The organism is Streptomyces sp. NPDC107498 (assembly GCF_055582805.1).
In genome coordinates this window covers 89,570-116,136 of record NZ_JBVJPE010000014.1, presented here as the reverse complement: position 1 = coordinate 116,136, position 26,567 = coordinate 89,570, and the positions used below count along the sequence as shown (strand labels likewise).

Sequence of the window (26,567 nt, the reverse complement as noted above, 5' to 3'; positions counted from 1 at the left end):
GTGTGCCAGGATGCGGGGACCGGCCGTCCGCCGCACGCGGTCGGCCGGCGCCGTACGACACGAGGAGCGAAACGATGGGCACGAACCCGGCCGGTTACCTCTCCGGGATGTTCTCGCTCGAAGGGCGCAACGCCCTCGTCACCGGCGGCAGTTCCGGCATCGGCAGGGCCATCGCGGGGGCCCTGGCCCGGGCGGGGGCGAGCGTGGTGGTGCTGGCCCGCAAGGAGGCCGAACTCGTCGCGACCGTCGACGAGTTGACGGCCGACGGCTGCCGGGCGGCCCGGGTGAGCGCCGACCTGAGCACCCGCGACGGCATCAAGGCCGGGGCGGAGGAGGCGGCGGCCGTCTTCGGGGAGCCGGACGTCCTGGTGAACTCGGCCGGCATCAACCTCCGTCCGCCGTTCGGCGAGTTGGGCGAGGAGACGTGGGACACGACGATGACCGTGAACCTGGAGGCGCCGTTCCTCCTGGGCCGGCGCTTCGGCCCCGGCATGGCCGAGCGGGGCTTCGGCCGGATCATCCACATCTCCTCGCAGCAGGCGCACCGCGCGTTCGTCCGGAGCGGGGCGTACGGGGTGTCCAAGGGCGCCCTGGAGTCGCTGGCCCGCTCGCAGGCCGAGGCCTGGTCCCCGTACGGGGTCACCGCCAACACCCTGGTCCCCGGCTTCGTGATGACCCCGCTCAACGAGCGCCTCTCTTCCGACCCGGAGAAGGTCGCCGCCCTGGCCGCCCGCACGATGGTCGGCCGCAACGGCCTGGCCGAGGACTTCGCGGGCGCGGCCGTCTTCCTGGCGAGCGCCTCCTCCGCGTACGTCACGGGCCAGTCGCTCTTCGTGGACGGCGGCTTCTCGGTGCACTGAGAAGCCGGGTCGCTCGGCGACGTTCCGGCCGGGAAACCAGCCGTGCTCGCCGAACCAGACGTCGACGTCGGCGGGGACTTCGCGACGGGGCACAAGGGACTCCTCGGTCGCGTGGGGGCGAACGACGGTCAGGACACCGGGGAACCCGCCCAGTCCGCGAGGGCCCGGGCGCAGGCGTCCAGGGCCTTCGCCGTGGGGCCGGACGTCGCGGACAGCGCGGCCGACAGGGTCAGGGCGGGGCCCTCGGTCTCGCCGCCCACCGTCACGGCGCAGGCGACCGTCGCCGCCGGGCCCTCCGCGCCGGGCGGCGCGGACACGGTGAGGGTCAGTTCGCAGGCCCCGGGGCGCGCCCCGGCCGCTTCGAGGCGGCCGGTCATCGCCTCCGCGAGCGGCTCCGCGTTGTCCTCAAGGGCCCCCGGGCGCAGCGGGAACTCCTCGTCCACGGCCACGACGCCGATCCCCCGCAGGGTGGTCGCCCGCAGGTGCAGGGCGCGGGCGCCGAACAGGCCCGTGCTGTGCAGGACGTACACGGCGACGAGCGCGGCCCGCACCGCCGCCCCGAGGTCGTTCTCGGGGCCGGGCAGCGGGAAGCGCCACCGGGGCGGCCGGAGCCGTACCGGCGCGATTCCGGAGGTCAGCGCCGTCAGACCGGCGCGGACCGTCTCGCCGAGGAGCCAGGGACCGCCGGGGCCGAGCACGAGGAGCCGCCCGTGCTCGTCGACCGCGAGCGGCGCGTCCGTGTCCGTACGGCCGAAGGGGAAGAGGCGGGCGCCGAGGGAGTCGGCGAGCCGGTTCAGGGCCGGGACGTCGTGGCGGGCCTCGCGGGGGTCGACGACCGCGCCGAGGGCGGCGACCTCCCGGCCTCCGTCGGCGGCGGGGAGGAGGTGCAGGCCGTGGAACTCGCGCACGGCGCGTTCGGCGGCGGGGAAGAGCTCCGCGCCGACGGTCACCACGACGAGGACCGCCGCCATGGCGGGGTCCCCCGCGTCCCGGCCCGGCCGCCGGCCCGCTTCCGCCAGTGCCTCGCTCATGCCCGGTCGCGTCATGTCCGGTCGTGTCATGCCCGGTCGTGGATGATCGCGATCCCCAGCCGGTCGAGGAGCGCCGTGCAGGAGCGGCACACCTCGGCCTCCGTGCCGTGCTCGGGGTCGCCGTGCGGGCGGATCTTGCGGGCGACGATCGCGGCGCCCGCGAAGTGCGGGACGGCCTCGTCGAGGGTGGCGGTGCGGCCGTCGCCGCGCTGCCGGTCGAACCCGAAGAGCTCGTCGGAGACGAGGGCGGACTCGGCGCAGTAGCCGATGAAGGGTTCGCGCAGGGCCGGCGGGAGGCCGTCGAAGAACTCCCGCACGGCCGGGTGGAGGTCGGGCTCGCCGTCACCGGTGAGGTTGGTGTGGCTGGTGATGGTGCCGTGGACGAGCAGCGAGGCCGCCGTACCGGGGATCAGGTCAGACATAGAAATCCTCCGCGTCCTGCATGGGCGTCCGGTACAGGCCGATCATCGCCTCGTGCTTGCCGGTGCCCATGTAGTAGTCACCCGTGTGGTGCATGCAGAAGAACCGGCCCTGCTCGTCCACGACGTACAACTCCGCGTCCGTGGAGTCCCATCCGACCGGAAAGAGCCGCACGCCGAGGTTGCGGCTCAGCTCCGCCATGTCCTCGAAGGTGTGGCCCCAGTAGGGCACGGGCGTGAATTCGATGTAGTCGTCACGCCGGGCGTCGTGCACCACCCGAAGCCCGGCGTGCTCGTTGAGGAAGTCGGTCGCGACGGCGAACGGCTCCACCGGAAACCCGCGCTTCCGGCTCTCCTCGACGACGACCGCCACGAACGCCGCGGCCGACTCGCCGGCCTGCCGACCGGGAAACCAGCCATGCTCGGTGAACCAGGCGTCGACGTCCGCCGGGACCTTGAGAGGGGGCATGAGGGGCTCCTAACCTGCGTAGGCGGTGATGCCGGTGATGTCCAGGGCGATCGCGCACGAGGGGCACGGCTCTTTGTAGTCGTTGTGACCGAGGAGTCCGCGCCTGTCCCGCCCGATCTGCACGCTGTACATCTGCGCACCCGTCATCGCCTCCCGTACCTGGTCGATCGTACGGAGGGAGGTGCCGGACGGGTCGAGCTGACGGAGCCGGTCCGACAGGAGCATGGCCTCCGCGCACTTCCCGTGGCCCGCGCCGGCGTTCGTGCCCCGGGCGGCGTGGATGGCCTTCACCTCGTCGTAGACCTGCTGCGCGCCCGGATGCAGGTCGGGCTTGTCCTTGCCCTCGAACTGGGTCGCGCTGGTGTGGCTCGTCACGACACCGTCGTGGAGCAGCCCGCCGGAACAGGAGTTGTCCTTGAGGAGGTGCTCACCGACCGGAAAACGGGTCTTGGCCAGGTCGATCTGGTGCTTGGGGTCGTCCGGGTTCTCCGGGTCGGCCCTGCGCGCCCGGTCGGCGAGGTCGCGGGCCTCCTGGACGAGGGCCTCGCGCTGCTGCTCGGGCGTGAGGTGACTGACGTCGAGCGGATCGGTGCGGTGGTGGCGCATGGTACCCGCCGAGCTGCCGTGCCAGGGCGGGGCCGGAGTGATGCGCTTGCCTCCGGAATCGTCGCCGGAACCGGGACCGGAGCCGCCGTTCCCGCCGGGGGGATTGCCGCCTCCACCACCGTCGCCCGCGCCGCCCTCGCCCCCGTTGTCGTGGTCGCCCCCGCGCTGGCGGGCGAAGCGGTCGCGCAGGTCGTCGTCGGTGTTCTTGTGGTCCACCGAGATCTGCTTGACGACCTTCGGGAGCGTCTGGCCGACGTGGTCGCCCATCGACTTCGCCGCCTTGGTCAGGGCCTCCATCGCCTTGTCCGCGATCGGGTCGATCGCGTCGGCGATCGAGTCGCGCCCCCGGGTGCGGCCGTGCGCGGTCTTCGCCTTCGTGAGTTTGCCCGTCGTCTTCCCGTGGATGCGCACGCTGACGGTGTCGAGCTGGGTGGAGGCGTGGGTGTGCTCGGCGTGCTCGATGTGCAGGTTCTTCAGCCCGCTGCCCTTCGAGCCGCCGCCGCCCCCGCCTCCTCCGGCCGAGGCCAGGTTCAGGCTCTCCTTGCCGGACTGCACCCCGTCCTTGAAGCCGTCCGTACCGGCCTTCTTGGCCTGGTCGAGGTCCACCCCGTCCTGCAGGCCGATCGCCATCGCGCCCAGCTGCACGACCAGGTCCGCCGCCAAGCCCTCCAGGGCCGCCACCGCCGGCTCGGTCAGCGCCGCCACGACGTACCCGACGGCCTCCTCCGCGCACTCCTTGACCAGCCGCTTGACGACCTCCTGCGTGGCCCGCATCGCCCCCGCGCCGATCAGCGCCGACAGGCCACCGGTCACCGGGATCAGCGAGAGGGCGATGCCCGCCTCGGAGGCGAGGTAGCCCAGCTGCACCAGCGCCGCGAGCTTCATGCCCTCGACGGCGCCGGCCGCCAGGTCCAGGCCGCCCGCGATCGTGCGGGCGGCGCCGGCGACGTCCTTGAAGTGCTTGCCCTTGACCTTCTGCCAGTGCTCGTCGAGCGCGTCGAGCGCCTCGCCCTGGCCCGAGGACAGCAACCGCTCGAAGTGGTTGTTCGCGAGCTGGCCGTCGTCCTCCAGGTCGTCCGCGAACTCCCTGAGCGCGTCCGCCATCTCGCGGTACGCGTCCTCGTCGACGTTCGGCCAGGCCACACCGATCAGATCGAGAAGCGTGTCGGCCCAGTCCGGAACCGTGACAGCCATGTTCGTGCCCCCGTGTCGGCTGTTTGCAATGCGCAACAGTCCTACCACAGGGGGCGGCTGACGAACCGTCCGGGGGTCAGCCCTCCTCGGGCTCCAGACGCAGCGAGATCGAGTTGATGCAGTACCGCTGGTCCGTCGGGGTCGGGTAGCCCTCGCCCTCGAAGACGTGGCCCAGGTGGGAGCCGCAGCGGGCGCAGCGGACCTCGGTGCGGACCATGCCGTGGGAGGTGTCCGCGACGAGCTCGACGGCCTCGCTGTCCTTCGGGTCGTAGAAGGACGGCCAGCCGCAGTGCGACTCGAACTTCTCGTTCGACGTGAAGAGCTCCGCCCCGCAGGCGCGGCAGGAGTAGACGCCCTTCGTCTTCGTGTCGGTGTACTCACCCCGGAAGGCGGGCTCCGTGCCGGCCAGCCGGAGCACCTGGTACTCCGTCGGGCTCAGCTGCGCCTGCCACTCCTCGTCCGGCTTCTCGACCTCGTACGCCATCGTTCGTCCACTCCCTCAGTTCGACAGGCGGGCGAGGATCTTCGGACCGAGATCCGTGACGTCGCCCGCGCCCATCGTGAGAACGAGGTCGCCGGGGCCTGCCATTCCCGCGACGACGTCGGGGACCGACTCCTTGTCGTGGACGGCCGTGACGTCGGCGCCGGCCCGCTCGGCCGCCGCGATGATCAGCTCGCTGGTGATGCCCGGGATCGGGTCCTCGCGGGCCGGGTAGATGTCGAGGACGACGGAGGCGTCGGCGAGGGCCAGCGCGTCGCCCATCTCCTTGCCCAGCTCCTGGGTGCGGGAGAAGAGGTGCGGCTGGAAGACGACGAGGAGGCGGGAGGCCCCGGCGGCGCCGCGCATGGCCTCCAGGTCGGCGGTCATCTCGGTGGGGTGGTGCGCGTACGAGTCGATGACCTGGACGCCCTTGGCCTCGCCCTTGAGCTGGAGGCGGCGGCCGACGCCGGTGTAGGCGGTGAGGGCCTGGGCGAGCTCGGCCGGGTCGATGCCGACGCGGGCGCCGGCGGCGAGGGCCGCGGCGGCGTTGTGGGCGTAGTGGCGGCCCGGGACGGAGACGGTGAAGGCGTGCTCGACGCCGTCGAGGAGGACGGTCACCTCGCTCTTCATGCCGTTCGGGACGATCTTGAGGATGCGGGCGTCGGAGTCCTCGGACTCTCCGACGGTGACGACGCTCAGGCCGTCGCGGTCCGCGACGCGGCGGGCCAGCTCGCGGGCGCCGGCGTGCTCGCCGACGACCAGGGTGCCGCCGGGGCGGATCTTGGCGGTGAAGGCCTCGAAGGACTCGTAGATCTCGTCCATCGACGCGTAGTTCGCGTGGTGGTCCAGCTCGACGTTGAGGACGATCGCGACCTCGGGGTCGTACTTCTGGAAGCTGCGGTCGCTCTCGTCGGCCTCGGCGACGAAGATCTCGCCGGCGCCGTGCCGGGCGTTCGTGCCGGGGCCCGCGAGGTCGCCGCCGATGGCGTACGAGGGGTCGAGGCCGAGCTCGGTGAGCGCGACGGCCAGCATGGAGGTGGTGGTCGTCTTGCCGTGCGTGCCGGCGACGGCGATCGCGCTCAGGCCGCCCATGAGGGAGGCGAGGGCGTCGGAGCGGTGGACGACGGGGATGCCGAGCTCGGCGGCGCGGGCCAGCTCGGGGTTGTCGGCGCGGATGGCGCTGGAGACGACGACGGCGGAGGCGTCGTCGGCGAGGTGCTCGGCGGCGTGGCCGATGTGCACGGTGGCGCCGAGGGCGCGCAGCGACTCGGCGGTCGCGGACTCCTTGGCGTCGCTGCCGGCGACCTTGGCGCCGCGCTGGGCGAGGATCTTCGCGATGCCCGACATCCCGGCACCGCCGATGCCGATGAAGTGCGGCCGTTCCATGGCGGCGGGAATGGCGGGTGCCATGCGGATCTCTCCCCGGGTGGTTCGTGGCCACCTGTTGCGCGCGCAACGGGTGGGCGTCTGGAAACACCCAGCCTAGTGGCTCCCGGCCGGGGCCCCGGCGGTCGGCGGGTCCGTGTCCGCGGGGACGGGCCGGCCGTGTCCTCGGGGACGGGCCGGCCGTGTCCTCAGGGACGGGCCGGCCGTGTCCTCGGGGACGGGCCGGCCGTGTCCTCGGGGACGGGCCGGCCGTGTCCTCGGGGACGGGCCGGCCGTGTCCTCGGGGACGGGCCGGCCGTGTCCGCGCCCCCTGCACGGGGCGCGGACACGGGCCGGCCGCTACTCGCTGTGGGCGAAGAGCTTCAGGACGGGGACGCCGACCTTGTGGCGGGCCCGGGACGCCCAGTCCCGGTGGAAGAACTCCTCCACGTAGTGCGGAGCGGTGAGAACGATCACCTCGTCCGCCTTCGACTCGTCGACCACCGCCTTCATCTTGTCGAGCGGGTGGTTCTCGACCACCTGGCCGACCGCTTCGCAGCCTGCCTTCCTCAGGGCCCGGAGGGAGACCTCCAGGGCCTGCTCGGCGGGAACCCTGGCCGCCTTGCCCTCCGGTTCGTCGCCCTCCCGGGCGGCGTCCTTGAGCTCGCCCATGGCGACGTCGTCGATGGCGCGCAGCAGTACATCGGCCTGGTCACCACGCGGCTGCATGAGGACGATGAAGGACACGCCCTCGTCGCCGTGCAGGGTGGTGACGAATTCCACGTCGACGGACGTGAGGGGCTTCTCGATCATCAGAACGCTTGTGAACACCTCAGGAGCCCTTCTGCGGAAACCATCCTTCCCCGTGCCCGCACGGGGTCTGCGACAGTAAGTGTGCCCAGCCGACACTAAGCGGAACGACAAATTCCGCCGATTGTCAGATCCGACGGTAGCGGGTGAAGAGGAAGCCGTCCTGCTCCAGCACGGAAGCCACCTGGAAGCGTGTCGGGACGGCCACCGCGGGGCCCCCGGCGATCCGTTGGGCGTCGCCCGCCGTCATCGTCGGCGAGATCGTCAGGCACAGCTCGTCGAGGACGTCCGCCCCCACGAACTGGCCGAGCAGCCGGGGCCCGCCCTCGGTCAGCTGGCGGCGCAGCCCGCGCTCCGCGAGCACCGCCACCGCGCGGGCCGGCATCACCCGGGCCCCGTCGCCCGCGAAGAGCACCTCGGCGCCCGCCTCCCGGGCGGCCCGGATCCGGTCGGCGGGGGCGCCGGACCCGGTGAGGACCACGGTCGGCACCAGCGGCTCGGTGAAGAGCGGCAGCGAGAAGTCCAGGTCGAGGGAGGCGCTGACCACGGCGATCACGGGCGCGGGGCCCTGTCCCGCGGCGGCCCGGCGGCCCGCGAAGGCCTCCCGCGCCCGGGCCGGGCGGTAGCCCTCCAGCCGTACCGTTTCCGCGCCCACCACGACCACGTCGGCGAGCCCGCGCAGCATGCCGAAGATCCGCATGTCGGCTTCGGAGGAGAGCGGCTGGGAGCGCCCGTCGTGCTGACCGGCGCCGTCGAGCGAGGAGACCATGTTGGCCCGCAGCCAGGTGCCGCCCCCCTCCGGATACGCGTAGGCGTCGGCGAGGGCGTCGAGCGACCACTCGCGATCGGAGGCGGCCGACCGCCCCTGGTCGGAGGCGGTCGAGGCTGTCATGTCCGTCACAGGGAAGAGCTGGCGCATCCTCGCAGTCTGGCACGGCGCTTACAGTGGGGAACTGTGTCGACCCGTGCCCTCACCGAAGCGGCTTCCTCCGAAGCGGCCCCGCTCTCGCTCTGCTCCCGAGAGCCCCACGTCCCCGCCGAGCGCCTCGTGGCGGAGATGGTGCCGCCGCCGCGCTTCGACTCCGTGCGCTTCGACACGTACCTGCCCGACCCGCACCAGCCGAGCCAGACGGAGGCCGTCAAGGTCCTCTGCTCCTTCGCCGAGGGCCTCGGCGGAGCGCACGCCTCCGGCGCCGGCAGGCGCCGCTGGTTCGCGAGGAAGCCGGCCGCCCCGAGCGGCCCGCGCGGGGTCTACCTGGACGGCGGATACGGCGTCGGCAAGACCCACCTGCTCGCCTCGCTGTGGCACGCGACCCCCGCGGAGCCCGCGCTGAAGGCGTTCGGCACCTTCGTCGAGCTGACCAACCTGGTCGGCGCGCTCGGCTTCCAGCAGACCGTGAAGACGCTCAGCGGGCACCGGCTCCTCTGCATCGACGAGTTCGAGCTCGACGACCCGGGCGACACCGTCCTCGTCTCCAGCCTCCTCGGCAAGCTCGTCGAGTCGGGCGTGGCCCTCGCCGCCACCTCGAACACGCTCCCGGGCAAGCTCGGCGAGGGCCGCTTCGCCGCCGCCGACTTCCTCCGCGAGATCCAGGGCCTCTCCGCCCACTTCCGGCCGCTGCGGATCGACGGCGAGGACTACCGCCACCGCGGTCTGCCCGAGGCCCCGGCCCCGTACTCCGACCAGGTCGTCACCCAGACCGCGTACGCGACGCCGGGCGCCTCCCTCGACGACTTCCCGCACCTGCTCGAACACCTGGCCAGGGTGCACCCGAGCCGGTACGGCGCCCTCACGGACGAGCTCAGCGCCGTCTGCCTCACCGACGTCCGGCCGGTCCCGGACCAGTCCACGGCGCTGCGGCTCGTCGTCCTCGCCGACCGGCTCTACGACCGCGAGATACCCGTGCTCGCCTCCGGTCTCCCCTTCGACGGGCTGTTCAGCGAGGAGATGCTGAACGGCGGCTACCGCAAGAAGTACTTCCGGGCGATCTCGCGGCTCACCGCGCTCGCCCGCGACGCGAAGGGGCTCGTCGCGCAGTAGCTTGGGGGCCGTACCCGATCGAAAGGGATCCACCATGGCCACCGTGCGTCACGCCCACACCGTCTGGCAGGGCGACCTCCTCAAGGGCTCCGGCGTCGTCACCCTCGACTCCTCCGGTCTCGGCTCGTACGACGTCTCCTGGCCGGCCCGGTCGGAGGAGCCCAACGGCAAGACCAGCCCCGAGGAGCTGATCGCCGCCGCGCACTCCTCCTGCTTCTCGATGGCCTTCTCCAACGGTCTGGCCAAGGCGGGCCACGCTCCCGAGCGCCTGGAGACGAAGGCCGACGTCACGTTCCAGCCGGGCGAGGGCATCACCGGCATCCACCTGTCCGTGAGCGGCACGGTCCCCGGCCTGGACGCGGACGAGTTCCAGGCGATCGCCGAGGACGCGAAGAAGAACTGCCCGGTCAGCCAGGCGCTCGCCGGCACGACGATCACCCTCACCGCCGAACTGGCCTGACGCCCAGTCAGCACACACGCCACATGGGGCAGTTGCGGCCCGCATGGTTCACGTGCCACGAGGGTGCGTGATACACACATGCGGGTCACACGTCACGTCACACACCTGTCCTCCCCCCGGGCCCGGCGGCCCGGGGGGACCCCCTGCAGGAAAGTGGGTTGCCTCATGTCCGCGACACGACGTCAGATCCTCTCCCGCACCGGCGCGTCCGTCGCCGGGATCGCCTTCACGGGCGCCCTCTCCGAACTCTTCGCCGGAAGCGCCGCGGCCGCGGGCCGCCGGGGAGGTCACGGCCCCCTCGTACCGGACCCGGACGGTCTCCTCGACCTCCCGGCCGGCTTCCGCTACAAGGTGCTCTCCCGGGAGGGCGACCCGCTCCGCTCCGGCGAGGGCCCGGTCCCCGGCAACCACGACGGCATGGGTGCCTTCGCCGGCCGCCGCGGCCGGGTGCACCTCGTCCGCAACCACGAGAACCGGGTCACCGGGAAGATCGCCGTGCCCACCGTCCCGGGCCTCACGTACGACCCGGCCGGCAAGGGCGGCTGCACGGTCCTCGAACTCGACGGCCGCAACGACGTCCTCGGCGAGCGGGTCGCCATCGCCGGGACCGCCGTCAACTGCGCCGGCGGCCCCACCCCGTGGAACACCTGGCTGACCTGCGAGGAGACCGAGGACCGGGCCGGCACCAACGGCTACGCCAAGGACCACGGCTTCGTCTTCGAGGTCGACGGGGCCGACCCGCACCGCACCGGAGCCGTCCCGCTCACCGCGATGGGCCGCTTCCAGCACGAGGCGATCGCGATCGACCCGAAGAGCGGCATCGTGTACGAGACGGAGGACGCCTTCGAGCGGCCCTTCGGGCTCTTCTACCGCTTCCTCCCCGAGAAGCCGCTCGGCGGCACCGGCTCGCTGCGCGCGGGCGGCGCCCTGGAGGCCATGCGGGTGCCCGGCGTGCCCGACCTCTCCGTCGTCCAGGAGACCGGTGCCCGCTTCGAGGGCATCGAGTGGGTCCCCGTACCCGACCCCCTGGCGACCACGACCTCGATCCGGCACCAGGACTTCGGGCCCGGGGGCATCACGCACGCCCAGAAGCTGGAGGGCTGCTACTGGGGCGGCCGGGCCGTCTACTTCGTGTCCTCCTTCGCGCGGACCAAGGACGGCTCGGCGGCCACGCACTTCGGCCAGGTGTGGAAGTACGAGCCGCACCGGCGCCGGCTCACCCTCGTCGTGGTCTTCGGCCCGGACACCGACGTCCGGCTCCCCGGCGAGTCCCCGGACAACATCTGCCTGGCGCCGACCGGGGGCCTGATGGTCTGCGAGGACGGCAACGGGGCGCAGCACGTCTTCGGGGTGAGCAGGGAGGGCGAGGTGTACGCCGTCGCCCGGGGCGCACAGAACATCGGCACCCCGGACGCCCCGGAGTGGGGCGAGTTCGCGGGCGTCACCTTCTCCCCGGACGGCTCGACCATGTACGTCAACTGCTACGCGCCCGGCACGACCTTCGCGGTCACGGGCCCGTGGTGCTGAGCTAGCGGGCGCCCGGGATCCGGCGCACGATCGGGAGAGGACGACCGGCGCGGCGGAAGGGGCGGAGGATGCCGAAGAAGGACGGCGGACGGAAGCGGGAGAGGGCACCGGAGCCCGTGCTGCGCGACCTCCTCCGCGTTCCCGGGGGCGAGCGGATCGACCTCGCCTCGTACGACGCGGGGGCGACCCCGGGCGGCCCCGCCGGCAAGGCGGCGGGGCTCGCCGCCACCGCCGCCCTGGGGCCGCGCCTCGCCGAACTCCAGGAGCGGCTGTACGCGGCGAGCACCGCCGGCGACCGCCGGAGGCTGCTCCTCGTCCTCCAGGGCATGGACACCAGCGGCAAGGGTGGCACGGTCAAGCACGTCATCGGTCTCTTCAACCCGTCCGGCTGCCGCATCCACGCCTTCAAGGCACCGACGCGGGAGGAGCGGAACCACCCCTTCCTCTGGCGGATCATGCGGGCGCTCCCCGAGCCGGGCGAGATCGGCATCTTCGACCGCTCGCACTACGAGGACGTCCTCATCGCCCGGGTCCGGGAGCTGGTCCCCCGCCGTCTGCTCGGCCGCCGCTACGGTCAGATCAACCGCTTCGAGAAGTCCCTCGCCGAGGACGGCGTGACCGTGGTCAAGGTCTTCCTGCACCTCTCCTACGAGGAACAGCGCGCCCGGCTCCTCGCGCGCCTGGACGATCCCGACAAGCACTGGAAGTTCAACCCGGGCGACATCGAGGAGCGGGCGCTGTGGCCGGCGTACCAGCAGGCGTACGAGCTCGCCCTCGAACGCTGCACGACGGACGGGGCCCCCTGGTACCTGGTCCCGGCGGACCGCAAGTGGTACCGCAACTGGGCGATCAGCAAGCTGCTCCTCGACCACCTGGAGGAGCTGGACCCGCGGTACCCGCCGGGGGACTTCGACGTGAAGGAGTACCGACGACGGCTACTGGCCTCGTGAGCGGTGCCGGTCGCGGACGGCGCGCTGCAGCCGTCCGGACGTGCGGGCGTCGAGGAGGTCGAGGAGCTCCAGCCTTCCGCACTCGGCCATCGTGGTGAGCAGCCGGTCGAGGAGTTCCGTCTCGTGCGCGCGGGCCAGCCGGTCGGCGAAGGTGGTCATGACGTCCGTGTCGTCCAGCCAGGCCACCAGATCGAACAGGCTGTCGATCCCGGCGTCGTCGAACGCCCCGACCCAGCGGCCGAGCCGCACGTCGTCGATCTCGTCGCCCTTCCGGTCCGGCGCGTGGCCGGCCGCGGCGGCGATGACGAGGGCCGCCACGTCGAGCCGCCCCGCCTCCGCGAGCCCGACGGCGACCCGCAGACCGAACGGGTCGAGCCGGCTCCCCTTGGCCAGCTTCTCCGCCAGTCGCGTCAGACGGGCCGGGGGCGCCGTGCCGGCCAGGGCGGCCGAGACGAGGGCGACCGCCTCCGCGTTGCTCCGCACGCGGCCCACCGCCGCGGCGAGAACGCGGTCGGCCTCGGCCTCGGAGCGGGTTTCGGGGTCCCGCAGCCCCTGGTAGACGGCGGCCGCGTTGCGCTCGGTGACCCGAGCGGCGACGGCGGACGTCCATGACTCCCGGATGCGGGACCGTCCCAGCCGCTCCACTTCCGGGGCGAAGGCGAGCACGTCCGCCAGCGGCCGCAGCCGCGCCACGTCCGCGGCGAACGTCTCCGGGGACGCGCCGTTCTCCCTGAGCCAGCGCAGCAGCTCCGCCACTTCCGCCAGGGGGCGGGACCACGCGGCCTCGGTCAGGTCACGCGCCGCCTCGGGCAGGTCCTCCTCGTCCCACGTCCACCGGAGCTGCTCCTTGAACAGCTCCAGCGGCACGTCGCCGAGGGAGGTCCCCGGCCTCCGCCGCGACAGCTCCTCCTCCAGGTCCAGCACGTGGTCCCGCAGCTCCCGGGTCTGGCGTTCCGCCTCCGCCCGGAGGTGTTCCGCGTCCTGGAGGTCCTGACGGAGTTCTGCCACCTGGCGGAGGAGGTCCTCCTGGGTGTGGGCGAGGGCGGCCCGCTCCGCGCCCCAGTCCAGGCGGAGGCGGGTGAGGTCGTCGGCGACGTCCCGCACCTCCGCCTCCTTCCTGTCGAGGAGGGCGTGCAGCGCCTCGATGGTGCGGTGGGCCCGCTGCGCGTCCCGGCGCGAGCGCGCCAGCTCGTCCCGCAGGCTCTCCAGCCGGAACTCGTCCGGACTGTGGACCCGCAGCGCCTCCAGCCTCCGTCCGCGGAGCGCCTCCTTCGCCTCCGGCCGGAGCGGCGCTCCGAGGTGGTCCTCGATCTCCCGGACCAGGCGGTCGATGAAGTCCTGGGGCGCGATGCGGCGGCCGGCCAGGTAGCGGGAGACGGCGGACTTGTCGAGGTGGACGCGGTGGGCGTACTGGCTCTGGCTGACGCCCAGCCCGTTGAACAGCTCCTTCAACGCGTTGCCGAGCGCCGCGACCTCGGGGGCCCCGCCCCGCTCGACCTCCGAGGAACTCCCCTGCGTACGGGCCACTTCGGTCATCGCACCCCTCCCCCAGAGCGTTGCCACCGCACCGGCAACGGTTGCGGCTGTCGCAACGTACCGGATGCCGCCGACGGTGGGGGTCCGTACAAGCCACCACCCCTGAGGATCCCCATGCGTACGCTCCGATGGGCCCAGCGCGCCCTGATCGTCCTCGTGTCGACCCTGCCCCTGCTCCTCGTGACGCTCGCCTTCGTGCCCGCCCTGCTCGTCCTCCCCTTCCGTCGGGACCGGGCCGCGCACGCTCACGCGATGGTGCGTCAGCTCAGCGCGTGGACTCGGGTGCTGCTGCTGTCGAGTCGCGAGCGATAATCACTTTGATCGGTTAACTTCCGATCGTGAACACTTCTGTACGAAAATTGGCGGCGCTCGGTCTCCTGGGCGCCGCCCTCGTCGGCTGCGGCGGCGGCGCGGCCGAAAACCCGGCGTCGAAGGCGAAGGCGGCCGTCGTCGACGGCCCCTCGCCGAAGCCCAGCGAGGCCGCCCCCGGCCCCAAGCCCGCGCGCGTCCCCGCCGCCCCGCCCACCATGGCGCCCGGCCCCGGCGGCCTCACCCCCGTCTACACGCACCGCGCGAAGGGCGCCGAGAAGGTCGTCGCGCTGACGTTCGACGCCGACATGACCGCCGATCAGGGCCCCCGCGCCGCACGCGGCGAGCACTTCGACAACCCCGAGCTCATCGCCACCCTGCGCCGGCTCGAGGTGGACGCGACCGTGTTCATGACCGGACGCTGGGCGGAGGAGTACCCGGACCAGGCCAAGTCCATCGGCGGCGACCCGCGCTTCGAGATCGCCAACCACTCCTACAGCCACTACGCCTTCTCGTCCCCCTGCTACGGCCTGCCGACCGTCTCCCGGCCCGACATGGCGTCCGACGTGCAGCGCGCCTTCGACGCCTTCCGGGACGCCGGGGCCGTCAACGTCGTCCCGTACTTCCGCTTCCCCGGCGGCTGCTACGACGACGCGGCCCTGCGCGCCCTCGCCCCCGCCGGCGTCACCGCGGTCCAGTGGGACGTCGTCAGCGGCGACGCCTTCGCGAAGGACGCGGACGCCGTCGCCGAACAGGTCCTCGACGGCGTGAGGCCCGGCTCGCTCGTCGTCATGCACTGCACGCGCAGCGCCGCCCCCGTGACCGAGCGGGCGGTCCGCCGGATCGTCCCCGAGCTCCGCGCCCGCGGCTACCGCTTCGTCAAGGTCTCGGAGCTCATGAGCCGCTGACCCGACGACGTCCCTCCGGTCACTCCAGGCGCGCCGTCGCCCGGCACGCGAGCACCACCGTCGCCGCCGCCAGGAGCAGCGCGCCGCCGCAGGCCGCCCAGGGCGGCTCGACGGTCGCCGTGCGGGCCCCGGCGACCAGGGCGGTCATCGCGGACTTCGCCGGGGACCCCGTGGTCACGAGCGCGAGGAGGGAGCCGAGGACGAGGGCGGCGAGGGACCAGCCGGGGGCCCGGAGGAAGGGGCGGGAGGCCAGCGCGCCGACGGCGGCGCCCGTCAGGGCGCAGGCCAGGGCCGCCGACAGCCCCGTGAGGACGGCGGCGAGCGGGGTGACCCCGCGCCGGTCGCCGACCGCCGTCACCGCGAGCACCGCGACCGTGCCGACGAGCACCGGCCAGGCGGCCCCGGTGAGCAGCGCCGCGAGATGGGCGCGGCCCCGGCCGGCCGCCGCCGCGACCACGCCCCGGGCGGCGGGCGGCTCCTGGGTGAGACAGGTCCGCACCGTCCAGGCGGACACCGGGAGCAGCGCGGCCGCGGTGAACCCGAGCGCCCCGAGGACCGGCTCGCCGGCCTGGACGCCGACGCCGATGAGGGCCGCGTAGAGGAGCAGCGGTGCAAGCCAGCGCTGGGACCGGAGCAGCAGAGCCGACTGGTAGCGCAGGAGCGCCGTCATGTCCGTACGCCTTCGGTGCCGAGGTGGTGGATGTGCCAGGACGCGGCGAGGAGCACGCCCAGGAGCGCGTCGGAGTGCGCCGCGTCCACGGTGAGGACGGTGGCGCCGCCGTCGGCGCCGGGGGCGACCGCGGGGCCGCCGGGCAGGCGCCCGGGAAGCGGTCGCCCGCCGGAGGCGACGATACGGACGGAGCGCCGGGGGGCGGCGGGAGCGGACGTCGGCAGGGGCACGGCGGGAGCGGGCGCGGGCCCGCCCGTCGAAGGACCGCCCGCCGTCGGCCCGGGCCCGGGCCGGGCCTCCCGGAGACCCGCGCCCGTCGCCGCGCGTCCGGGCCCGGCCGCCGGGCCTCCGGGCCCCGGCCCCGCGAGTCCGGCAGGCGCCGCCTGCCGCACCCGGCCCGCCTGCACCCCGTACACCGCCGTCGCCTCCCCCCGCAGGCGGCGTGGGTCGTGGTCGACGAAGACGACCGTCGTGCCCGCCGCGAGGCGCTCGCGGACGACGGTGTCCAGTTCGGCGCGGGCGCCGGTGTCGAGGCCGGTCCAGGCCTCGTCGAGGACGAGCAGGGCCGGGTCGGCGAGGAGGGCCTGGGCGACGGCGACCTTCTGGCCGGTGCCCTTGGAGAGCTCCGCGAGCCCGGTCCCGGCGTGCTCGCCGGCCCCGAAGCGCTCCAGCCACTCCCCCGCCCGGGTCCGCGCCGCCGCCCGGCCGAGGCCCTGGACGCGTCCGAGGTGGACCAGGTAGTCGACGGCCGTGAAGGGGAGGGCGACGGGGAAGCGCTCGGGGACGTACGCGGTGCGGGCGGGCCGGCCGGTGACGCGGCCCTCGGTCGGCGCGTCGATGCCCGCGAGCAGCCGGAGCAGCGTGGACTTGCCGGTGCCGTTGGTGCCGACGACCCGGACGAGCGCGCCGGCGGGCAGGTCGAGCGAGACCTCCCGCAGCACCCACGGCCCGCGGAGGCCGTGCCGCCGCCCGACGTGCTCCAGCCTCAATTCGAGGGGTTCTTCTGCGGGGTGAGCTCGCTCGGCCGGACGACGACGAAGCCCTGCCCCTCCAGCTTGAGCTGCACCGCCTCGCCCGAGCCGCCGCGGATCATCGAGCCGAGGGACTGCGAGCGGTGCAGGGAGGTGTGGAGCTGCTCGCTCCAGCCGACGACGGCGTCGGTGTCGACGTGCACCGGGGCCTGCGGGGTGACGGGGATGACGATCGGGTTGCCCTCGCACACCAGGGCGATCTTGCCGTAGCCGGAGAAGACGGAGTTGAAGAGGCCGCCGCCGGTCATGCCGGCGCCCTTCACGGTCCTGATGTCGTAGTGGAGGGTGGAGTCGAAGCAGAGGACGTTGCGGCCGTTGACCGTGAAGGCCTCGCCCTGCTCGATCTCCACGATGAAGCAGTTCTGCGCCTCGTGCGCGAACCAGGCCTCGCCCTGACCGCGCACGGCCATCAGCGGCAGGCCCTCGCCGGTGACGGCGCGCTTGAGCAGGCCGCCGATGCCCTGGCCCTTGCGCTCGAACTGGAGGTCGCCGCGGAAAGCGATCATCGAACCCTGGCGGGCGTGCATCTCGCCGTTCACGGTGTACTTGACCGACTTGGCGTTCTGCAGGGTCATCCCCGGGAAGGTCGCCGCCTCGGCGAGGTGCTCGCCGGAAAAAAGATCGCTCTTCATGAGGGGCATCCTGGCCCGGAAGGGATCATTCCCACAAGAATCGCTCCTGAGTCCGATGGCAGACTTGCCGGGTGAGCAGCAACGAGACCGATCTCCGCGACGAGAAGCCCCAGTTCGTCCTCCCCCTGGTCGTCCGGATCGAGCGCGACGCGCCCCCGAGCCGTACCGACGCCCTGGAGACCGCGGCGCGGGCCGTCCTGGAGATCCTCGGCGACGACCGCTCCCTCGGCGAGGGCGAGTGGGCGCGGGCGATCACCGACTGGCAGGACGCCCGGATCCGGAAGGTGGTGCGCCGGGCCCGCGGCGCGGAGTGGCGCCGCGCGGGCGCCCTCCCCGGGATCACGGTCGGCGGTACGGAGGCGGAGGTGCGGGTCTTCCCGCCGGTCCCGCTCGACGGCTGGCCCAAGGAGCTCGCCCGGCTCCAGGTGTCGGGCACCGACCTCGACGACCCGGCCGAGCCCGGTCCCGTGCCGGAGGGCGCGGTGGTGCTGTGGTTCAACCCGGAGCTCCACATGTCGGCCGGCAAGGCGATGGCCCAGGCCGGGCACGGGGCGCAGCTGCTGTGGTGGGCGATGCCGGACGCCGACCGGAAGGCCTGGCGCGAGGCGGGCTTCCCGCTCGCGGTGCGGACCGCGACGGCCGGGGAGTGGGCGCAGCTGACGGTGAGCGGCCTCCCGGTGGTGCGGGACGCGGGCTTCACGGAGATCGCCCCGGGTTCGTGCACGGTGGTGTCCGAGGGCGGTGCGCGCTTCGCCCCGCAGCTGCGGCTCCCCCGGACCTCCTGACCGCCGCCCGCCCCGGCGGACCGACGGCCGGGCCGCCGCGCTCGGTGACGGCGCCCGGGCGACGGCGTCCGGGGCCGGCGGCGCCCTGTGCGTCCGGGCGGCGGCCGAAGCTCAAATGAAGCTCTGAACCCGGGGCGTTCACGGTTCGGACGGAGGCGCCCGGGCCATCACCTGGGGGACTGGGGACCGAAGGAGGGGGACATGACGGAACTCGGCATCGGCATCGGCTGGCGTCCCGAGATCGCGGAGGCGGTGGAGGCGCTGCCCGGCGTCGACTGGGTGGAGGTCGTCGCGGAGAACATCTGCGCGGACCATCTGCCCGATTCCCTGACCCGGCTGCGCGGGCGCGGCGTGACGGTCGTGCCGCACGGCGTCTCGCTCGGGCTCGGCGGCGCGGACCGGCCGGACCCGGCGCGGCTCGCGGCGCTCGGCGAGAAGGCGGTGGCCCTGGGGGCGCCGCTGGTCACGGAGCACATCGCGTTCGTACGGGCCGGGGGGCCGCTCACCGCGACCCCGCTGCTCGAAGCGGGCCACCTGCTGCCCGTGCCCCGCACGCGGGACGCCCTCGACGTGCTCTGCGAGAACGTGCGCATCGCGCAGGACGCGCTGCCCGTGCCGCTCGCCCTGGAGAACATCGCGGCCCTGATCGCCTGGCCGGGCGAGGAGATGACGGAGGGGGAGTTCCTGGCGGAGCTGGTGGAGCGCACGGGGGTGCGGCTCCTCGTCGACGTCGCCAACCTGCACACGAACCACGTCAACCGGGGCGAGGACCCGGCGCGGGCCCTGTCCGAGCTGCCGGTCGGGGCGATCGCGTACGTGCACGTGGCGGGCGGTGTCGAGCGGGACGGCGTCTGGCACGACACCCACGCCCACCCGGTGCCGAAGCCGGTGCTGGACGTCCTGGCGGACCTCGCGTCCCGGGTGTCGCCGCCGGGGGTGCTGCTGGAGCGTGACGACGACTTCCCGCCCATGGCGGAGCTCGCGGGGGAACTGGACGCGATCCGGACCACTGTGGGCCTGCGGTCCGCCGGGGCGGAACGGGCGGGCGCGGCCCGCGCGCACGGCGCCCTTCCGCTGATACCCGCACCCCAACGGGCCCCGCTCCTGATCGGCGCCGGCGCCCGCGCGTCGGGCGGCCCGATGCCGAGCGCCCCGGTCGTCCACGAGCCCGCGCCCGCCCCGTGCGACGGCGCCCGTCAACGCCTGGCCGTCACCCAGGCCGCCCTCCTCTCCGCGCTCGTCGCCGGCACCCCCGTCCCCGAAGGGTTCGACACCCGTCGGATCGGGGTCCAGAGCCGTGCCCTCGCGGCCAAGCGGGCCGGGGTCGTCGCGAAGGTCGCGCCGGAGCTGCCGGAGATCCTCGGCAAGGGCTTCCGGCCCGCGTTCCTCGCGTACGCCCGGTCCCGTCCCATGACCGGCGGCTACCGCCGGGACGCGCTCGACTTCGTCGAGCACCTGCTGCTCGCCGGCCGTCCGGAGGACCCGGCGGCGCGGCGGCTGCTCACGGAGTGGTGGCAGGACCGTTCCGGCAACCGTCCGCCGGGCCGCGCCACCCGGCTCGTACGGGCCGCCCGCCACGCCCTCGTAGGGAGATGACCATGGACTTCCTGCTCGCCCTCCTCTACCTCGCGGGCGCCGTCGGCATCGCCCTCGTCATCACCCGGGTGGTCCGGACGCGCGGCGGTCCCGGCGGGCCCGTCCACGACCGGTACGAGGTCGCGTTCCTCAACGGCGGCCCGGCCCGCGTCGTCGACACCGCGCTCGCCGCCCTCCAGGCGGACGGCAGGATCGCGATCGGCGGTCCCGGCATCGTCGCGGTCGTCCGCCCCACCGCGTACGACCCGGTGGAGCGCGCCGTCCTCCAGGAGCACGCCGCCGCCCCGCACGGGGCCCTGCCCCCTCTGCGTCTCGGCGTGATGCGGCACCCGGCGGTCCAGGAGATCGGCGACGGCCTCGCGGCGCGCGGGCTGATCGTCGCGCCGGCGACGCGGCGGACCACCGCCCGCCGGTGCCTCGCCCTCGGCCTGACGGCCCTCGTGCTCTTCCCCGTCTCGATCCTCCTCACGGTGATCGACTTCGCCGGCGACCCGGAGTTCCGGCTCCCGTTCGTCATCAAGGTGCTGCCGGTGCTGTTGGCCGCCGGGATCACCGCGATCGTCTGCGGGTCGATCTCCGCCCGGCAGGTCACCTCGGCCGGCCGCCGCGCGGTCTTCGCGTACGGGCGGGCGCACGGCGGCCCCGCCGACGCCGGGCACCTCGTGGCCCTGCACGGGCTGCGGGCGCTGCCGGATCCGGTGCTCCGGGAGCAGCTGATCGCCGCCGCCCGGTTCCACGCGCCGCCGCGGCGGCGGAACGGGCGCGGCGGGCGGCCCTCGCCGTCGCACTTCTCCTCCGCGGACGCGGCCGTCCTCGGCGCGGCCACGGAGTGGTGCGCGACCAACAGCTCCTGCGGAGGCGGGGGCGGGAGCTCCTGCTCGGGCGGCGGCGGGTCCTGCTCGTCCGGGTCCTGTTCCTCGGGCTCCTGCTCCGGCGGCGGTTCCGGCGGCGGTTCGTGTTCCGGTTCGAGCTCGTGCTCCAGCTCCAGCTCGTGCTCCAGCTCAAGTTCGTGTTCGAGTTCGAGCTCCAGCTCGTGTTCCAGCTCCAGCGGCTGAGCTCCCCCGGCCGTGCGGCCGATCGGGTGGCGGACGCGCCCGTCCTCCCGTAGAACCGGGGCATGGCCTGGGTTCCGCTCCTCCTCGTGGCGTACGTCGCGGCCGGTGTCGGCTGCGTGCGGGTCTGCCGTGCCTCGCTCGCCGCCGCCCGCCCGCACGGGTCGCCCGGCGGTGCGCGGGAACTCACCGTGCGCGAGGCGGCCTACCTCGCCGGGGGGCCGCTCCGGGTCACCGACCTGACCCTGGTGTCGATGCACCGGGCGCGGCGGCTGCTGCTCGCCCGCACCGGCTGGGCGACGGTCGTGGACGCGAGCGGCGGGGACGGGCTGGAGCGCGCGGTGCTGGCCGCCATCGGGCCCGGCGGGCAGTCGCCGATCCCCGCCGTCCGTCCGGTGGTCGCGGGCGCCGAGTCCGTGCGCCTCCTCGCGGAGGATCTCGTCGGCCGGGGGCTCGCCGTGTCCGAGGAGGGCCGCCGGGAGATCGCGGCGGGGGTGCGGGCGGTACGGGCGGGGTTCCTGCTGGCGCTGGTGCTGGGGACGGTCGCGGCGCTCCTGGTGCCGGCGGCCGATCGGACCCCGGTCGTCGCCGCGTTCGCGCTGCCGCTGATCGGGTCGGGGCTCTGCCTGCTGATCGGCCGGGTCGAGGTGTACCCGTACACCCGCTGGGCGTCGCCGGCCGGGCAGCGGCTGCTCTCCGGGCTCTCGTCGGCCGATCCGCTCACGGCTCTCGCGACGCGCGGTCCCGCCGTCCTCGAACCGGAGCTCCGCGCGGCCCTTCGGGGCTGAGCCCGGACGGAAGAGGGGCCGGGCGAGAAAGGGCCCGGAAATGACGCCGGTGCGGCGCGCGTGACGCGCGCCGCACCCGGAGCCGGACCCGGTGTCGCTGGAGCGACGGGCAAGGGTGCCGCCCGCCGTCTGATCTTCCGGGTCAAGGGATGGCGCGCCCGGCCGGGAGCCGGGCGCGCCACCAGGTCTCGTACGGCCGTCAGGCCAGGCCCGCCACCAGGTCGGCGACGCTCTTGCGGCGGCCGGTGAAGAACGGGACCTCCTCGCGGACGTGCATCCGCGCCTCGGAGGCGCGCAGGTGACGCATGAGGTCGACGATGCGGTGCAGCTCGTCGGCCTCGAAGGCGAGGAGCCACTCGTAGTCGCCGAGCGAGAAGGAGGCGACCGTGTTGGCGCGGACGTCGGGGTAGCCGCGGGCCATCTTGCCGTGGTCGGCGAGCATGCGGCGGCGGTCCTCGTCCGGCAGCAGGTACCAGTCGTAGGAGCGCACGAAGGGGTACACCGAGACGTAGTCGCGCGCGTTCTCGTCGGCCAGGAAGGCCGGGATGTGCGACTTGTTGAACTCGGCGGGGCGGTGCAGCGCCATGTTCGACCAGACCGGCTCCAGGGCGCGGCCCAGCCTGGTGCGGCGGAAGAGGTTGTACGCCTCCTGGAGCTCGTCGCTCGTCTCGGCGTGCCACCAGATCATGACGTCGGCGTCGGCGCGCAGACCGGAGAGGTCGTACGTGCCGCGGACCGTGATGTCCTTGGCCGCGAGCTGGTCGAACAGCTCCTGGACCTCGTCGGCGTAACCGCCGCGGTCCTCGGGGAGGACGTCGCGCAGCTTGAAGACGGACCACAGGGTGTAGCGGATGACCTCGTTGAGGTCCTTCGCCTTCTTACCGGCGTTCGGGATCTTTTCGGGCGCACTCATACGCCTATTCTCGCCCGTCACGAGGAGTGCCCCGCACCGGGGTGCCCCGTTCCCGACGTGGCGGTGATCTCGTCGGCGATCTCGTCCGCGGCCCGGTGTGCCGAGGCGACGCAGGCGGGGATGCCGACGCCGTCGTACGCGGCGCCCGCGAGCCGCAGCCCGGGGAGGGCGGCGACGGCCGCGCGGACGCGGGCGACGCGGGCGAGGTGGCCGACCGGGTACTGGGGCAGGCCGCCGATCCAGCGGGTGACCGTGCCGGCGACCGGGCGGGCGGAGAGTCCGGTGGCGGCGGCGAGGTCCTTGAGGGAGGCGTCGACGAGGTCGGAGTCCTCGCGGTGGACCTGCGCCTCCTCGCCGTGGCGGCCGACGGAGGTGCGCAGCACGAACAGGTCGGGGGCGCCGTCGGAGACCCACTGCCACTTCCGGCCGGAGAACGTGGAGGCCTTGATGGTGTGGCCGTCGACGGGGGGCACGAGGAACCCGGAGCCCGGCAGGGCGGGCACGTCGGAGCGGCGGAAGGCGAGGGTGACCAGGGCCATGGAGGCGTAGTCGATCGCGTCGAGCTCGGCGGCGGCGGCCGGGGCGTGCCCGCCGAGGAGCCCGGCGGTGGCGCCGGCGGGGGTGGCGAGGACGACGGCGTCGGCGTCGAGGGTCCGGTGCGGGGTGACCACCCGCCAGCCGGTGGCGCCGGTGCGGACCAGGGCCTCGACGGGCGTGCCGGTGAGGATCTCGCCGCCCGCCGCGCGGATCGCGTCGGCGACCGCGCCGGGAAGGGTGCCGATGCCGCCCGCGATGCCGAGGAAGGCGGCGCCGCCCAGGCCGGTGGCGGCGCCCGCCGCGTCGGTGGGGGTGGCGGCGCCGGCCCGCTGGACGGCGTGGACGGCGGCGGTGAGCGTGGGGTGGACGCGGGCGGCCTCGAAGAGGGCGGGGACGGCGGCCTTCATGGAGATGCGGTGGGCGTCACCGGCGTAGACCCCGCCGAGGAGGGGTTCGACGAGCCGGTCCACGACCTCGTGGCCCATGCGCGCGGCGACGTACGCGCCGATGGCGACGTCCTCGCCGATCTCGGTGGGCGGCAGCTCCACGTCGCCGCCGACGCGGCGCACGCCCTCCGCCGAGAGGAGGCCCTCGACGGCGGCGGGGGCGCCGGGGACGCCCATGACGTGCCCCTTGGGCATGGGGACGAGAGCGCCCCGGGACCAGACGGACGCGGTGGTCGTCGCGGGGGCCTGGAGCCGGTCGCCGAGACCGACGGCCCGGGCGAGGGCGACGGCCTCGGGGCGGCGGGCGAGCAGGGACTCGGCACCGAGGTCGACGGGCGCGCCCGCGATCTCCCCGGCGAGGAGCTTGCCGCCGATCCGGCCGTCCGCTTCGAGGAGGGTCACCCGGTGGCCGGCGAGGGCCAGCCGGTGGGCGGCGGCGAGTCCGGCGATCCCGCCTCCGGCGACGACGACGTGGGGCCCGGCGTGCTGTCCCGTGGTGTCCGCATTCATGGCACCACTCTCTCAAACCGCCCGCCCGCTCCCGTTCCGAGGCCGGACCGTGACCGCATCGCTACCGCAGGAGGGCAACTCCCGCCGGGGGCCGTACGTCCAAGGAACGTCACTCTTCACCACCCTGGGGGGATCCTCGTGCGGGCAACAAGGACGAGAACGACGGCCGCGGCCCTGCTGGCGGCCTCACTGCTCCTGGCCGGCTGCGGCGCGGGCGCCACGGACACGGCCTCGGACGGCAAGGGGGGCACGGCTGCGGCGGGGCCCGCCGACGCGGGGGCCGAGGGCGCCGCGGACCGTTCGGCCGCCGGAGCCGCCGGAGCCGCCGGGAAGCCTGCGGCGAAGACGCCGGCCGGGCAGCACGTCATCCGTACCGCCTCGCTCTCCGTGGAGGTGGAGGACGCGGCGAAGGCCCTGGTCACGGCCCGCCGGGTGGCGGCGGACGCGGGCGGGCACGTGGAGAACGAGTCGACGGAGCGGGTCGACGACGTCGCCCTCACCTCGCAGGTCGTGCTGCGGGTGCCGCAGGAGCGGTACGACTCCGTCCTCGCCGAGCTCGCGGGCACCGGGAAGCTCCTCGGCCGCAAGGCCGACGCCAAGGACGTCACCGACCAGGTGGTGGACGTGGAGAGCCGGATCGCCACCCAGCGGGCGAGCGTGGCGCGGGTGCGGGCCCTGATGGACCGGGCGGAGAGGCTGTCCGACGTGGTGACCCTGGAGGGCGAGCTGAGCCGTCGTCAGGCGGACCTGGAGGCGCTGCTCGCCCAGCAGGCCTCGCTGAGGGACCGGACGACGACGGCGACGATCACCCTGCGGCTCTCCGAGCGGGAGAAGGCGTCGGCGGAGGAGCCGGAGGAGGGCCGTCCCGGCTTCGGGGACGCCCTGAGCGGCGGCTGGAACGCGCTGGTGGGCGCGGCGGCCTGGATCGGGATCGTCCTGACCGCCCTGGCCCCGTGGCTCGCGGTCGCCCTGGTCGTCTTCGTCCTGTGGCGCCGGTTCGTCCGGCCGCGCCGCGCGGCCCGTCCCCGGCCGGCGCCTCCGGCTCCCGGCCTGCCGGACGCTCCGCGGAACGCCGCCGGGGCCGCCGTGGCCCCCGAGGCGGTGAAGCCCCCGCAGCCCCGGGAGGCCCCCGAGAAGTAGCGTCTCCCCATGAGCGAACGACTGGTGATCATCGGCGGCGACGCGGCGGGCATGTCCGCAGCGTCGCAGGCACGCAGGCTCAGGTCTCCCGGGGAGCTGGAGATCGTCGCCTTCGAGCGCGGGCACTTCTCCTCCTACTCGGCCTGCGGCATTCCGTACTGGGTCGGCGGGGACGTGGCCGCGCGCGGGGAGCTGATCGCGCGCTCCCCCGAGGAGCACCGGGCCCGCGACATCGACCTGCGGACGCGGACCGAGGTGACGGAGATCGACGTCCCGGGGCAGCGGGTCCGCGCGCGGGACCTGGAGGCGGGCACGGAGGCGTGGACCGGCTTCGACAAGCTGGTGATCGCGACCGGGGCCCGGCCGCTGCGCCCGCCGCTGCCGGGGATCGACGCGCCCGGGGTGCACGGGGTGCAGGACCTGGAGGACGGCCAGGCGCTGATCGACTCGCTGTCCGGTACGGAGGGGCGGCGGGCGGTCGTGGTGGGCGGCGGCTACATCGGCGTGGAGATGGCCGAGGCCCTGCTGAACCGGGGCTACGAGGTGACGGTCCTGACCCGGGGCGAGCAGCCGATGGCGACGCTCGACCCGGACATGGGGCGGCTCGTGCACCGGGCGATGGACGGACTGGGGATCAGGACGGTCGTCTCGGCGCCGGTGACGAAGGTCCTGACGGGCTCGGACGGCCGGGTGCGGGCGGTGGCGACGGAGGCGGACGAGTACCCGGCGGACGTGGTGGTGCTGGGCACGGGCGTGGCGCCGGAGACCTCGCTCGCGAAGGCGGCGGGGCTGCCCCTCGGGGCGTACGGCGGGCTGCTCACCGATCTGTCGATGCGGGTCCGGGGCCACGGGAACGTCTGGGCCGGCGGCGACTGCGTGGAGGTCCTCGACCTGGTCTCGGGCCGGGAGCGGCACGTGCCGCTGGGCACGCACGCGAACAAGCACGGGCAGGTGATCGGCGCGAACGTGGGCAGCGGTTACGCGACCTTCCCGGGCGTCGTGGGGACGGCGATGTCGAAGGTGTGCGACCTGGAGATCGCGCGGACGGGCCTGCGGGAGAAGGACGCCCGGGAGGTGGGGCTGCGGTTCGTGACGGTGACGGTCGAGTCGACGAGCCGGGCGGGCTACTACCCGGGGGCCGCGCCGATGACGGTGAAGATGCTGGCCGAGCGGCGCACGGGCCGGCTGCTCGGGGTGCAGATCGTGGGCCGGGAGGGCGCGGCGAAGCGGGTGGACGTCGCGGCGGTGGCGCTCACGGCGGGGATGACGGTGGAGGCGATGACGGCCCTGGACCTGGGGTACGCGCCGCCGTTCTCGCCGGTGTGGGACCCGGTGCTGATCGCGGCGCGGAAGGCGGCGGGGGCCGTTCGGGCGGCGGGCTGACCCGGGCGGCACCGGGTCCGGTCCGTGCCGGGCGGCGGCCCGTCCGTCGGCCGCGGGGCCCGGCACCCGCCGGTCGCGGGGCACGACCGTCCGTTCCCCGTGTGCCGCCGGTCCCGGC

At 74.4% G+C, this 26,567-nt stretch carries 26 protein-coding genes and 2 pseudogenes; 13 read left to right on the top strand and 15 right to left on the bottom strand.

From position 1 onward, the window contains the following. Positions 1 to 74: 74 nt before the first annotated feature. Positions 75 to 860 (top strand): SDR family NAD(P)-dependent oxidoreductase, encoded by a 786-nt coding sequence (locus tag ACZ66Z_RS24155; protein WP_469937181.1) that lies wholly within the window; start codon positions 75 to 77, stop codon positions 858 to 860. A gap of 128 nt (positions 861 to 988) precedes the next feature. Here the strand turns inward: ACZ66Z_RS24155 and ACZ66Z_RS24150 are convergent, their stop codons facing one another. From ACZ66Z_RS24150 to ACZ66Z_RS24110, 9 genes and pseudogenes are all read right to left on the bottom strand, one after another. Next, a complete protein-coding gene (locus tag ACZ66Z_RS24150) occupies positions 989 to 1,891 on the bottom strand; it encodes an SUKH-3 domain-containing protein (protein WP_469937179.1) in 903 nt (300 codons plus the stop codon). A 26-nt stretch (positions 1,892 to 1,917) separates the two neighbouring features. Then, a complete protein-coding gene (locus ACZ66Z_RS24145) occupies positions 1,918 to 2,313 on the bottom strand; it encodes a YwqJ-related putative deaminase (RefSeq protein ID WP_469937177.1) in 396 nt (131 codons plus the stop codon). After that, on the bottom strand, positions 2,306 to 2,779 hold the full coding sequence (locus ACZ66Z_RS24140; protein ID WP_469937175.1) for an SUKH-3 domain-containing protein: 474 nt from the start codon (positions 2,777 to 2,779) through the stop codon (positions 2,306 to 2,308). Before ACZ66Z_RS24140 ends, ACZ66Z_RS24145 begins: the two co-directional genes overlap by 8 nt. A gap of 9 nt (positions 2,780 to 2,788) precedes the next feature. Continuing rightward, positions 2,789 to 3,148: pseudogene (locus ACZ66Z_RS24135) on the bottom strand (YwqJ-related putative deaminase); the annotation flags it as partial. A gap of 339 nt (positions 3,149 to 3,487) precedes the next feature. Further along, a pseudogene (locus ACZ66Z_RS24130) lies at positions 3,488 to 4,579 on the bottom strand (WXG100-like domain-containing protein); the annotation flags it as partial. A 76-nt stretch (positions 4,580 to 4,655) separates the two neighbouring features. After that, positions 4,656 to 5,063, bottom strand: a complete 408-nt coding sequence (gene msrB / locus ACZ66Z_RS24125; protein ID WP_469937174.1) for a peptide-methionine (R)-S-oxide reductase MsrB — start codon at positions 5,061 to 5,063, stop codon at positions 4,656 to 4,658. A gap of 15 nt (positions 5,064 to 5,078) precedes the next feature. Then, positions 5,079 to 6,470 carry a UDP-N-acetylmuramate--L-alanine ligase gene (murC, locus tag ACZ66Z_RS24120; RefSeq protein ID WP_469937173.1) on the bottom strand — a complete coding sequence of 464 codons (1,392 nt, stop codon included), beginning with the start codon at positions 6,468 to 6,470 and terminating at the stop codon, positions 5,079 to 5,081. Positions 6,471 to 6,785: 315 nt separating this feature from the next. After that, complete coding sequence (locus ACZ66Z_RS24115; protein ID WP_469937172.1) at positions 6,786 to 7,256, bottom strand: indole-3-glycerol phosphate synthase; 471 nt, start codon at positions 7,254 to 7,256, stop codon at positions 6,786 to 6,788. Between the two features lie 106 nt (positions 7,257 to 7,362). After that, entirely contained in the window at positions 7,363 to 8,154 is a 792-nt protein-coding gene (locus ACZ66Z_RS24110) for a pyrimidine reductase family protein (protein WP_469937170.1), read from the bottom strand. Between the two features lie 36 nt (positions 8,155 to 8,190). On the opposite strand from ACZ66Z_RS24110, the gene zapE reads away from it, so the two are divergent. The 4 genes from zapE to ACZ66Z_RS24090 all read left to right on the top strand — a co-directional run bounded on the left by zapE (position 8,191) and on the right by ACZ66Z_RS24090 (position 12,213). Further along, on the top strand, positions 8,191 to 9,276 hold the full coding sequence (gene zapE, locus ACZ66Z_RS24105) for a cell division protein ZapE (RefSeq protein WP_469937168.1): 1,086 nt from the start codon (positions 8,191 to 8,193) through the stop codon (positions 9,274 to 9,276). A 34-nt stretch (positions 9,277 to 9,310) separates the two neighbouring features. Continuing rightward, the gene (locus tag ACZ66Z_RS24100) at positions 9,311 to 9,736 is read left to right on the top strand and encodes an OsmC family protein (RefSeq protein WP_469937166.1); all 426 of its coding nucleotides are present in this window, start codon (positions 9,311 to 9,313) and stop codon (positions 9,734 to 9,736) included. 165 nt (positions 9,737 to 9,901) lie between these two features. Then, on the top strand, positions 9,902 to 11,263 hold the full coding sequence (locus ACZ66Z_RS24095) for an alkaline phosphatase PhoX (RefSeq protein WP_469937164.1): 1,362 nt from the start codon (positions 9,902 to 9,904) through the stop codon (positions 11,261 to 11,263). A gap of 68 nt (positions 11,264 to 11,331) precedes the next feature. After that, positions 11,332 to 12,213 (top strand): PPK2 family polyphosphate kinase, encoded by an 882-nt coding sequence (locus ACZ66Z_RS24090; RefSeq protein WP_469937162.1) that lies wholly within the window; start codon positions 11,332 to 11,334, stop codon positions 12,211 to 12,213. Here the strand turns inward: ACZ66Z_RS24090 and ACZ66Z_RS24085 are convergent. Then, positions 12,199 to 13,749 (bottom strand): hypothetical protein, encoded by a 1,551-nt coding sequence (locus tag ACZ66Z_RS24085; protein ID WP_469937160.1) that lies wholly within the window; start codon positions 13,747 to 13,749, stop codon positions 12,199 to 12,201. The two genes, ACZ66Z_RS24090 and ACZ66Z_RS24085, sit on opposite strands and share 15 nt — an antisense overlap. Positions 13,750 to 13,863: 114 nt before the next feature. On the opposite strand from ACZ66Z_RS24085, the gene ACZ66Z_RS24080 reads away from it, so the two are divergent. Further along, the gene (locus tag ACZ66Z_RS24080) at positions 13,864 to 14,061 is read left to right on the top strand and encodes a hypothetical protein (protein WP_469937158.1); all 198 of its coding nucleotides are present in this window, start codon (positions 13,864 to 13,866) and stop codon (positions 14,059 to 14,061) included. Positions 14,062 to 14,084: 23 nt separating this feature from the next. Continuing rightward, on the top strand, positions 14,085 to 14,966 hold the full coding sequence (locus ACZ66Z_RS24075; RefSeq protein WP_469937329.1) for a polysaccharide deacetylase family protein: 882 nt from the start codon (positions 14,085 to 14,087) through the stop codon (positions 14,964 to 14,966). A gap of 19 nt (positions 14,967 to 14,985) precedes the next feature. On the opposite strand, the gene ACZ66Z_RS24070 is transcribed toward ACZ66Z_RS24075, so the two are convergent. The 3 genes from ACZ66Z_RS24070 to ACZ66Z_RS24060 are packed head-to-tail and all read right to left on the bottom strand — an operon-like array spanning position 14,986 to position 17,299. Then, entirely contained in the window at positions 14,986 to 15,636 is a 651-nt protein-coding gene (locus ACZ66Z_RS24070) for an ABC transporter (protein WP_469937156.1), read from the bottom strand. Continuing rightward, a complete protein-coding gene (locus ACZ66Z_RS24065) occupies positions 15,633 to 16,625 on the bottom strand; it encodes an ATP-binding cassette domain-containing protein (RefSeq protein ID WP_469937154.1) in 993 nt (330 codons plus the stop codon). The genes ACZ66Z_RS24070 and ACZ66Z_RS24065 overlap by 4 nt, the downstream gene beginning before the upstream one ends. Beyond that, positions 16,622 to 17,299, bottom strand: coding sequence for an AIM24 family protein (locus tag ACZ66Z_RS24060; protein WP_469937152.1), 678 nt, complete (start codon positions 17,297 to 17,299; stop codon positions 16,622 to 16,624). Before ACZ66Z_RS24060 ends, ACZ66Z_RS24065 begins: the two co-directional genes overlap by 4 nt. A gap of 71 nt (positions 17,300 to 17,370) precedes the next feature. Here ACZ66Z_RS24060 and ACZ66Z_RS24055 point away from each other — a divergent pair, with 71 nt between their 5' ends. The 4 genes from ACZ66Z_RS24055 (at position 17,371) to ACZ66Z_RS24040 (ending at position 21,520) form a co-directional block, all read left to right on the top strand. Next, entirely contained in the window at positions 17,371 to 18,084 is a 714-nt protein-coding gene (locus tag ACZ66Z_RS24055) for a peptidyl-tRNA hydrolase (RefSeq protein ID WP_469937150.1), read from the top strand. Between the two features lie 201 nt (positions 18,085 to 18,285). Then, the gene (locus ACZ66Z_RS24050) at positions 18,286 to 19,680 is read left to right on the top strand and encodes an MbnB/TglH/ChrH family RiPP precursor modification enzyme (RefSeq protein WP_469937148.1); all 1,395 of its coding nucleotides are present in this window, start codon (positions 18,286 to 18,288) and stop codon (positions 19,678 to 19,680) included. A 2-nt stretch (positions 19,681 to 19,682) separates the two neighbouring features. Then, entirely contained in the window at positions 19,683 to 20,735 is a 1,053-nt protein-coding gene (locus tag ACZ66Z_RS24045) for a TIGR04222 domain-containing membrane protein (protein WP_469937146.1), read from the top strand. 62 nt (positions 20,736 to 20,797) lie between these two features. Continuing rightward, positions 20,798 to 21,520, top strand: a complete 723-nt coding sequence (locus ACZ66Z_RS24040; RefSeq protein WP_469937144.1) for a TIGR04222 domain-containing membrane protein — start codon at positions 20,798 to 20,800, stop codon at positions 21,518 to 21,520. 199 nt (positions 21,521 to 21,719) lie between these two features. Here ACZ66Z_RS24040 and hemQ read toward each other — a convergent pair whose 3' ends face one another. Continuing rightward, positions 21,720 to 22,433 (bottom strand): hydrogen peroxide-dependent heme synthase, encoded by a 714-nt coding sequence (gene hemQ, locus ACZ66Z_RS24035; protein WP_469937142.1) that lies wholly within the window; start codon positions 22,431 to 22,433, stop codon positions 21,720 to 21,722. A 17-nt stretch (positions 22,434 to 22,450) separates the two neighbouring features. Continuing rightward, a complete protein-coding gene (gene hemG / locus ACZ66Z_RS24030) occupies positions 22,451 to 23,926 on the bottom strand; it encodes a protoporphyrinogen oxidase (RefSeq protein ID WP_469937140.1) in 1,476 nt (491 codons plus the stop codon). Between the two features lie 138 nt (positions 23,927 to 24,064). Between hemG and ACZ66Z_RS24025 the strand changes: the two genes are divergently transcribed. Beyond that, on the top strand, positions 24,065 to 25,066 hold the full coding sequence (locus ACZ66Z_RS24025; RefSeq protein ID WP_469937138.1) for a DUF4349 domain-containing protein: 1,002 nt from the start codon (positions 24,065 to 24,067) through the stop codon (positions 25,064 to 25,066). Positions 25,067 to 25,075: 9 nt separating this feature from the next. After that, entirely contained in the window at positions 25,076 to 26,449 is a 1,374-nt protein-coding gene (locus ACZ66Z_RS24020; protein ID WP_469937136.1) for an FAD-dependent oxidoreductase, read from the top strand. The last annotated feature ends 118 nt before the right edge of the window (positions 26,450 to 26,567 follow it).

Bases quoted from the DNA above. Each gene is read 5' to 3' on its own strand.
- ACZ66Z_RS24045 (WP_469937146.1), top strand. From the start codon at position 19,683: ATGGACTTCCTGCTCGCCCTCCTCTACCTCGCGGGCGCCGTCGGCATC.
- ACZ66Z_RS24150 (WP_469937179.1), bottom strand. From the start codon at position 1,891: ATGAGCGAGGCACTGGCGGAAGCGGGCCGGCGGCCGGGCCGGGACGCG.
- ACZ66Z_RS24060 (WP_469937152.1), bottom strand. From the start codon at position 17,299: ATGAAGAGCGATCTTTTTTCCGGCGAGCACCTCGCCGAGGCGGCGACC.
- ACZ66Z_RS24090 (WP_469937162.1), top strand. From the start codon at position 11,332: ATGCCGAAGAAGGACGGCGGACGGAAGCGGGAGAGGGCACCGGAGCCC.
- ACZ66Z_RS24080 (WP_469937158.1), top strand. From the start codon at position 13,864: ATGCGTACGCTCCGATGGGCCCAGCGCGCCCTGATCGTCCTCGTGTCG.
- ACZ66Z_RS24050 (WP_469937148.1), top strand. From the start codon at position 18,286: ATGACGGAACTCGGCATCGGCATCGGCTGGCGTCCCGAGATCGCGGAG.
- ACZ66Z_RS24040 (WP_469937144.1), top strand. From the start codon at position 20,798: ATGGCCTGGGTTCCGCTCCTCCTCGTGGCGTACGTCGCGGCCGGTGTC.
- ACZ66Z_RS24110 (WP_469937170.1), bottom strand. From the start codon at position 8,154: ATGCGCCAGCTCTTCCCTGTGACGGACATGACAGCCTCGACCGCCTCC.
- ACZ66Z_RS24095 (WP_469937164.1), top strand. From the start codon at position 9,902: ATGTCCGCGACACGACGTCAGATCCTCTCCCGCACCGGCGCGTCCGTC.
- ACZ66Z_RS24140 (WP_469937175.1), bottom strand. From the start codon at position 2,779: ATGCCCCCTCTCAAGGTCCCGGCGGACGTCGACGCCTGGTTCACCGAG.
- hemG (WP_469937140.1), bottom strand. From the start codon at position 23,926: ATGAATGCGGACACCACGGGACAGCACGCCGGGCCCCACGTCGTCGTC.
- hemQ (WP_469937142.1), bottom strand. From the start codon at position 22,433: ATGAGTGCGCCCGAAAAGATCCCGAACGCCGGTAAGAAGGCGAAGGAC.
- murC (WP_469937173.1), bottom strand. From the start codon at position 6,470: ATGGCACCCGCCATTCCCGCCGCCATGGAACGGCCGCACTTCATCGGC.
- ACZ66Z_RS24070 (WP_469937156.1), bottom strand. From the start codon at position 15,636: ATGACGGCGCTCCTGCGCTACCAGTCGGCTCTGCTGCTCCGGTCCCAG.
- ACZ66Z_RS24145 (WP_469937177.1), bottom strand. From the start codon at position 2,313: ATGTCTGACCTGATCCCCGGTACGGCGGCCTCGCTGCTCGTCCACGGC.
- msrB (WP_469937174.1), bottom strand. From the start codon at position 5,063: ATGGCGTACGAGGTCGAGAAGCCGGACGAGGAGTGGCAGGCGCAGCTG.
- ACZ66Z_RS24155 (WP_469937181.1), top strand. From the start codon at position 75: ATGGGCACGAACCCGGCCGGTTACCTCTCCGGGATGTTCTCGCTCGAA.
- ACZ66Z_RS24020 (WP_469937136.1), top strand. From the start codon at position 25,076: ATGAGCGAACGACTGGTGATCATCGGCGGCGACGCGGCGGGCATGTCC.
- ACZ66Z_RS24085 (WP_469937160.1), bottom strand. From the start codon at position 13,749: ATGACCGAAGTGGCCCGTACGCAGGGGAGTTCCTCGGAGGTCGAGCGG.
- ACZ66Z_RS24100 (WP_469937166.1), top strand. From the start codon at position 9,311: ATGGCCACCGTGCGTCACGCCCACACCGTCTGGCAGGGCGACCTCCTC.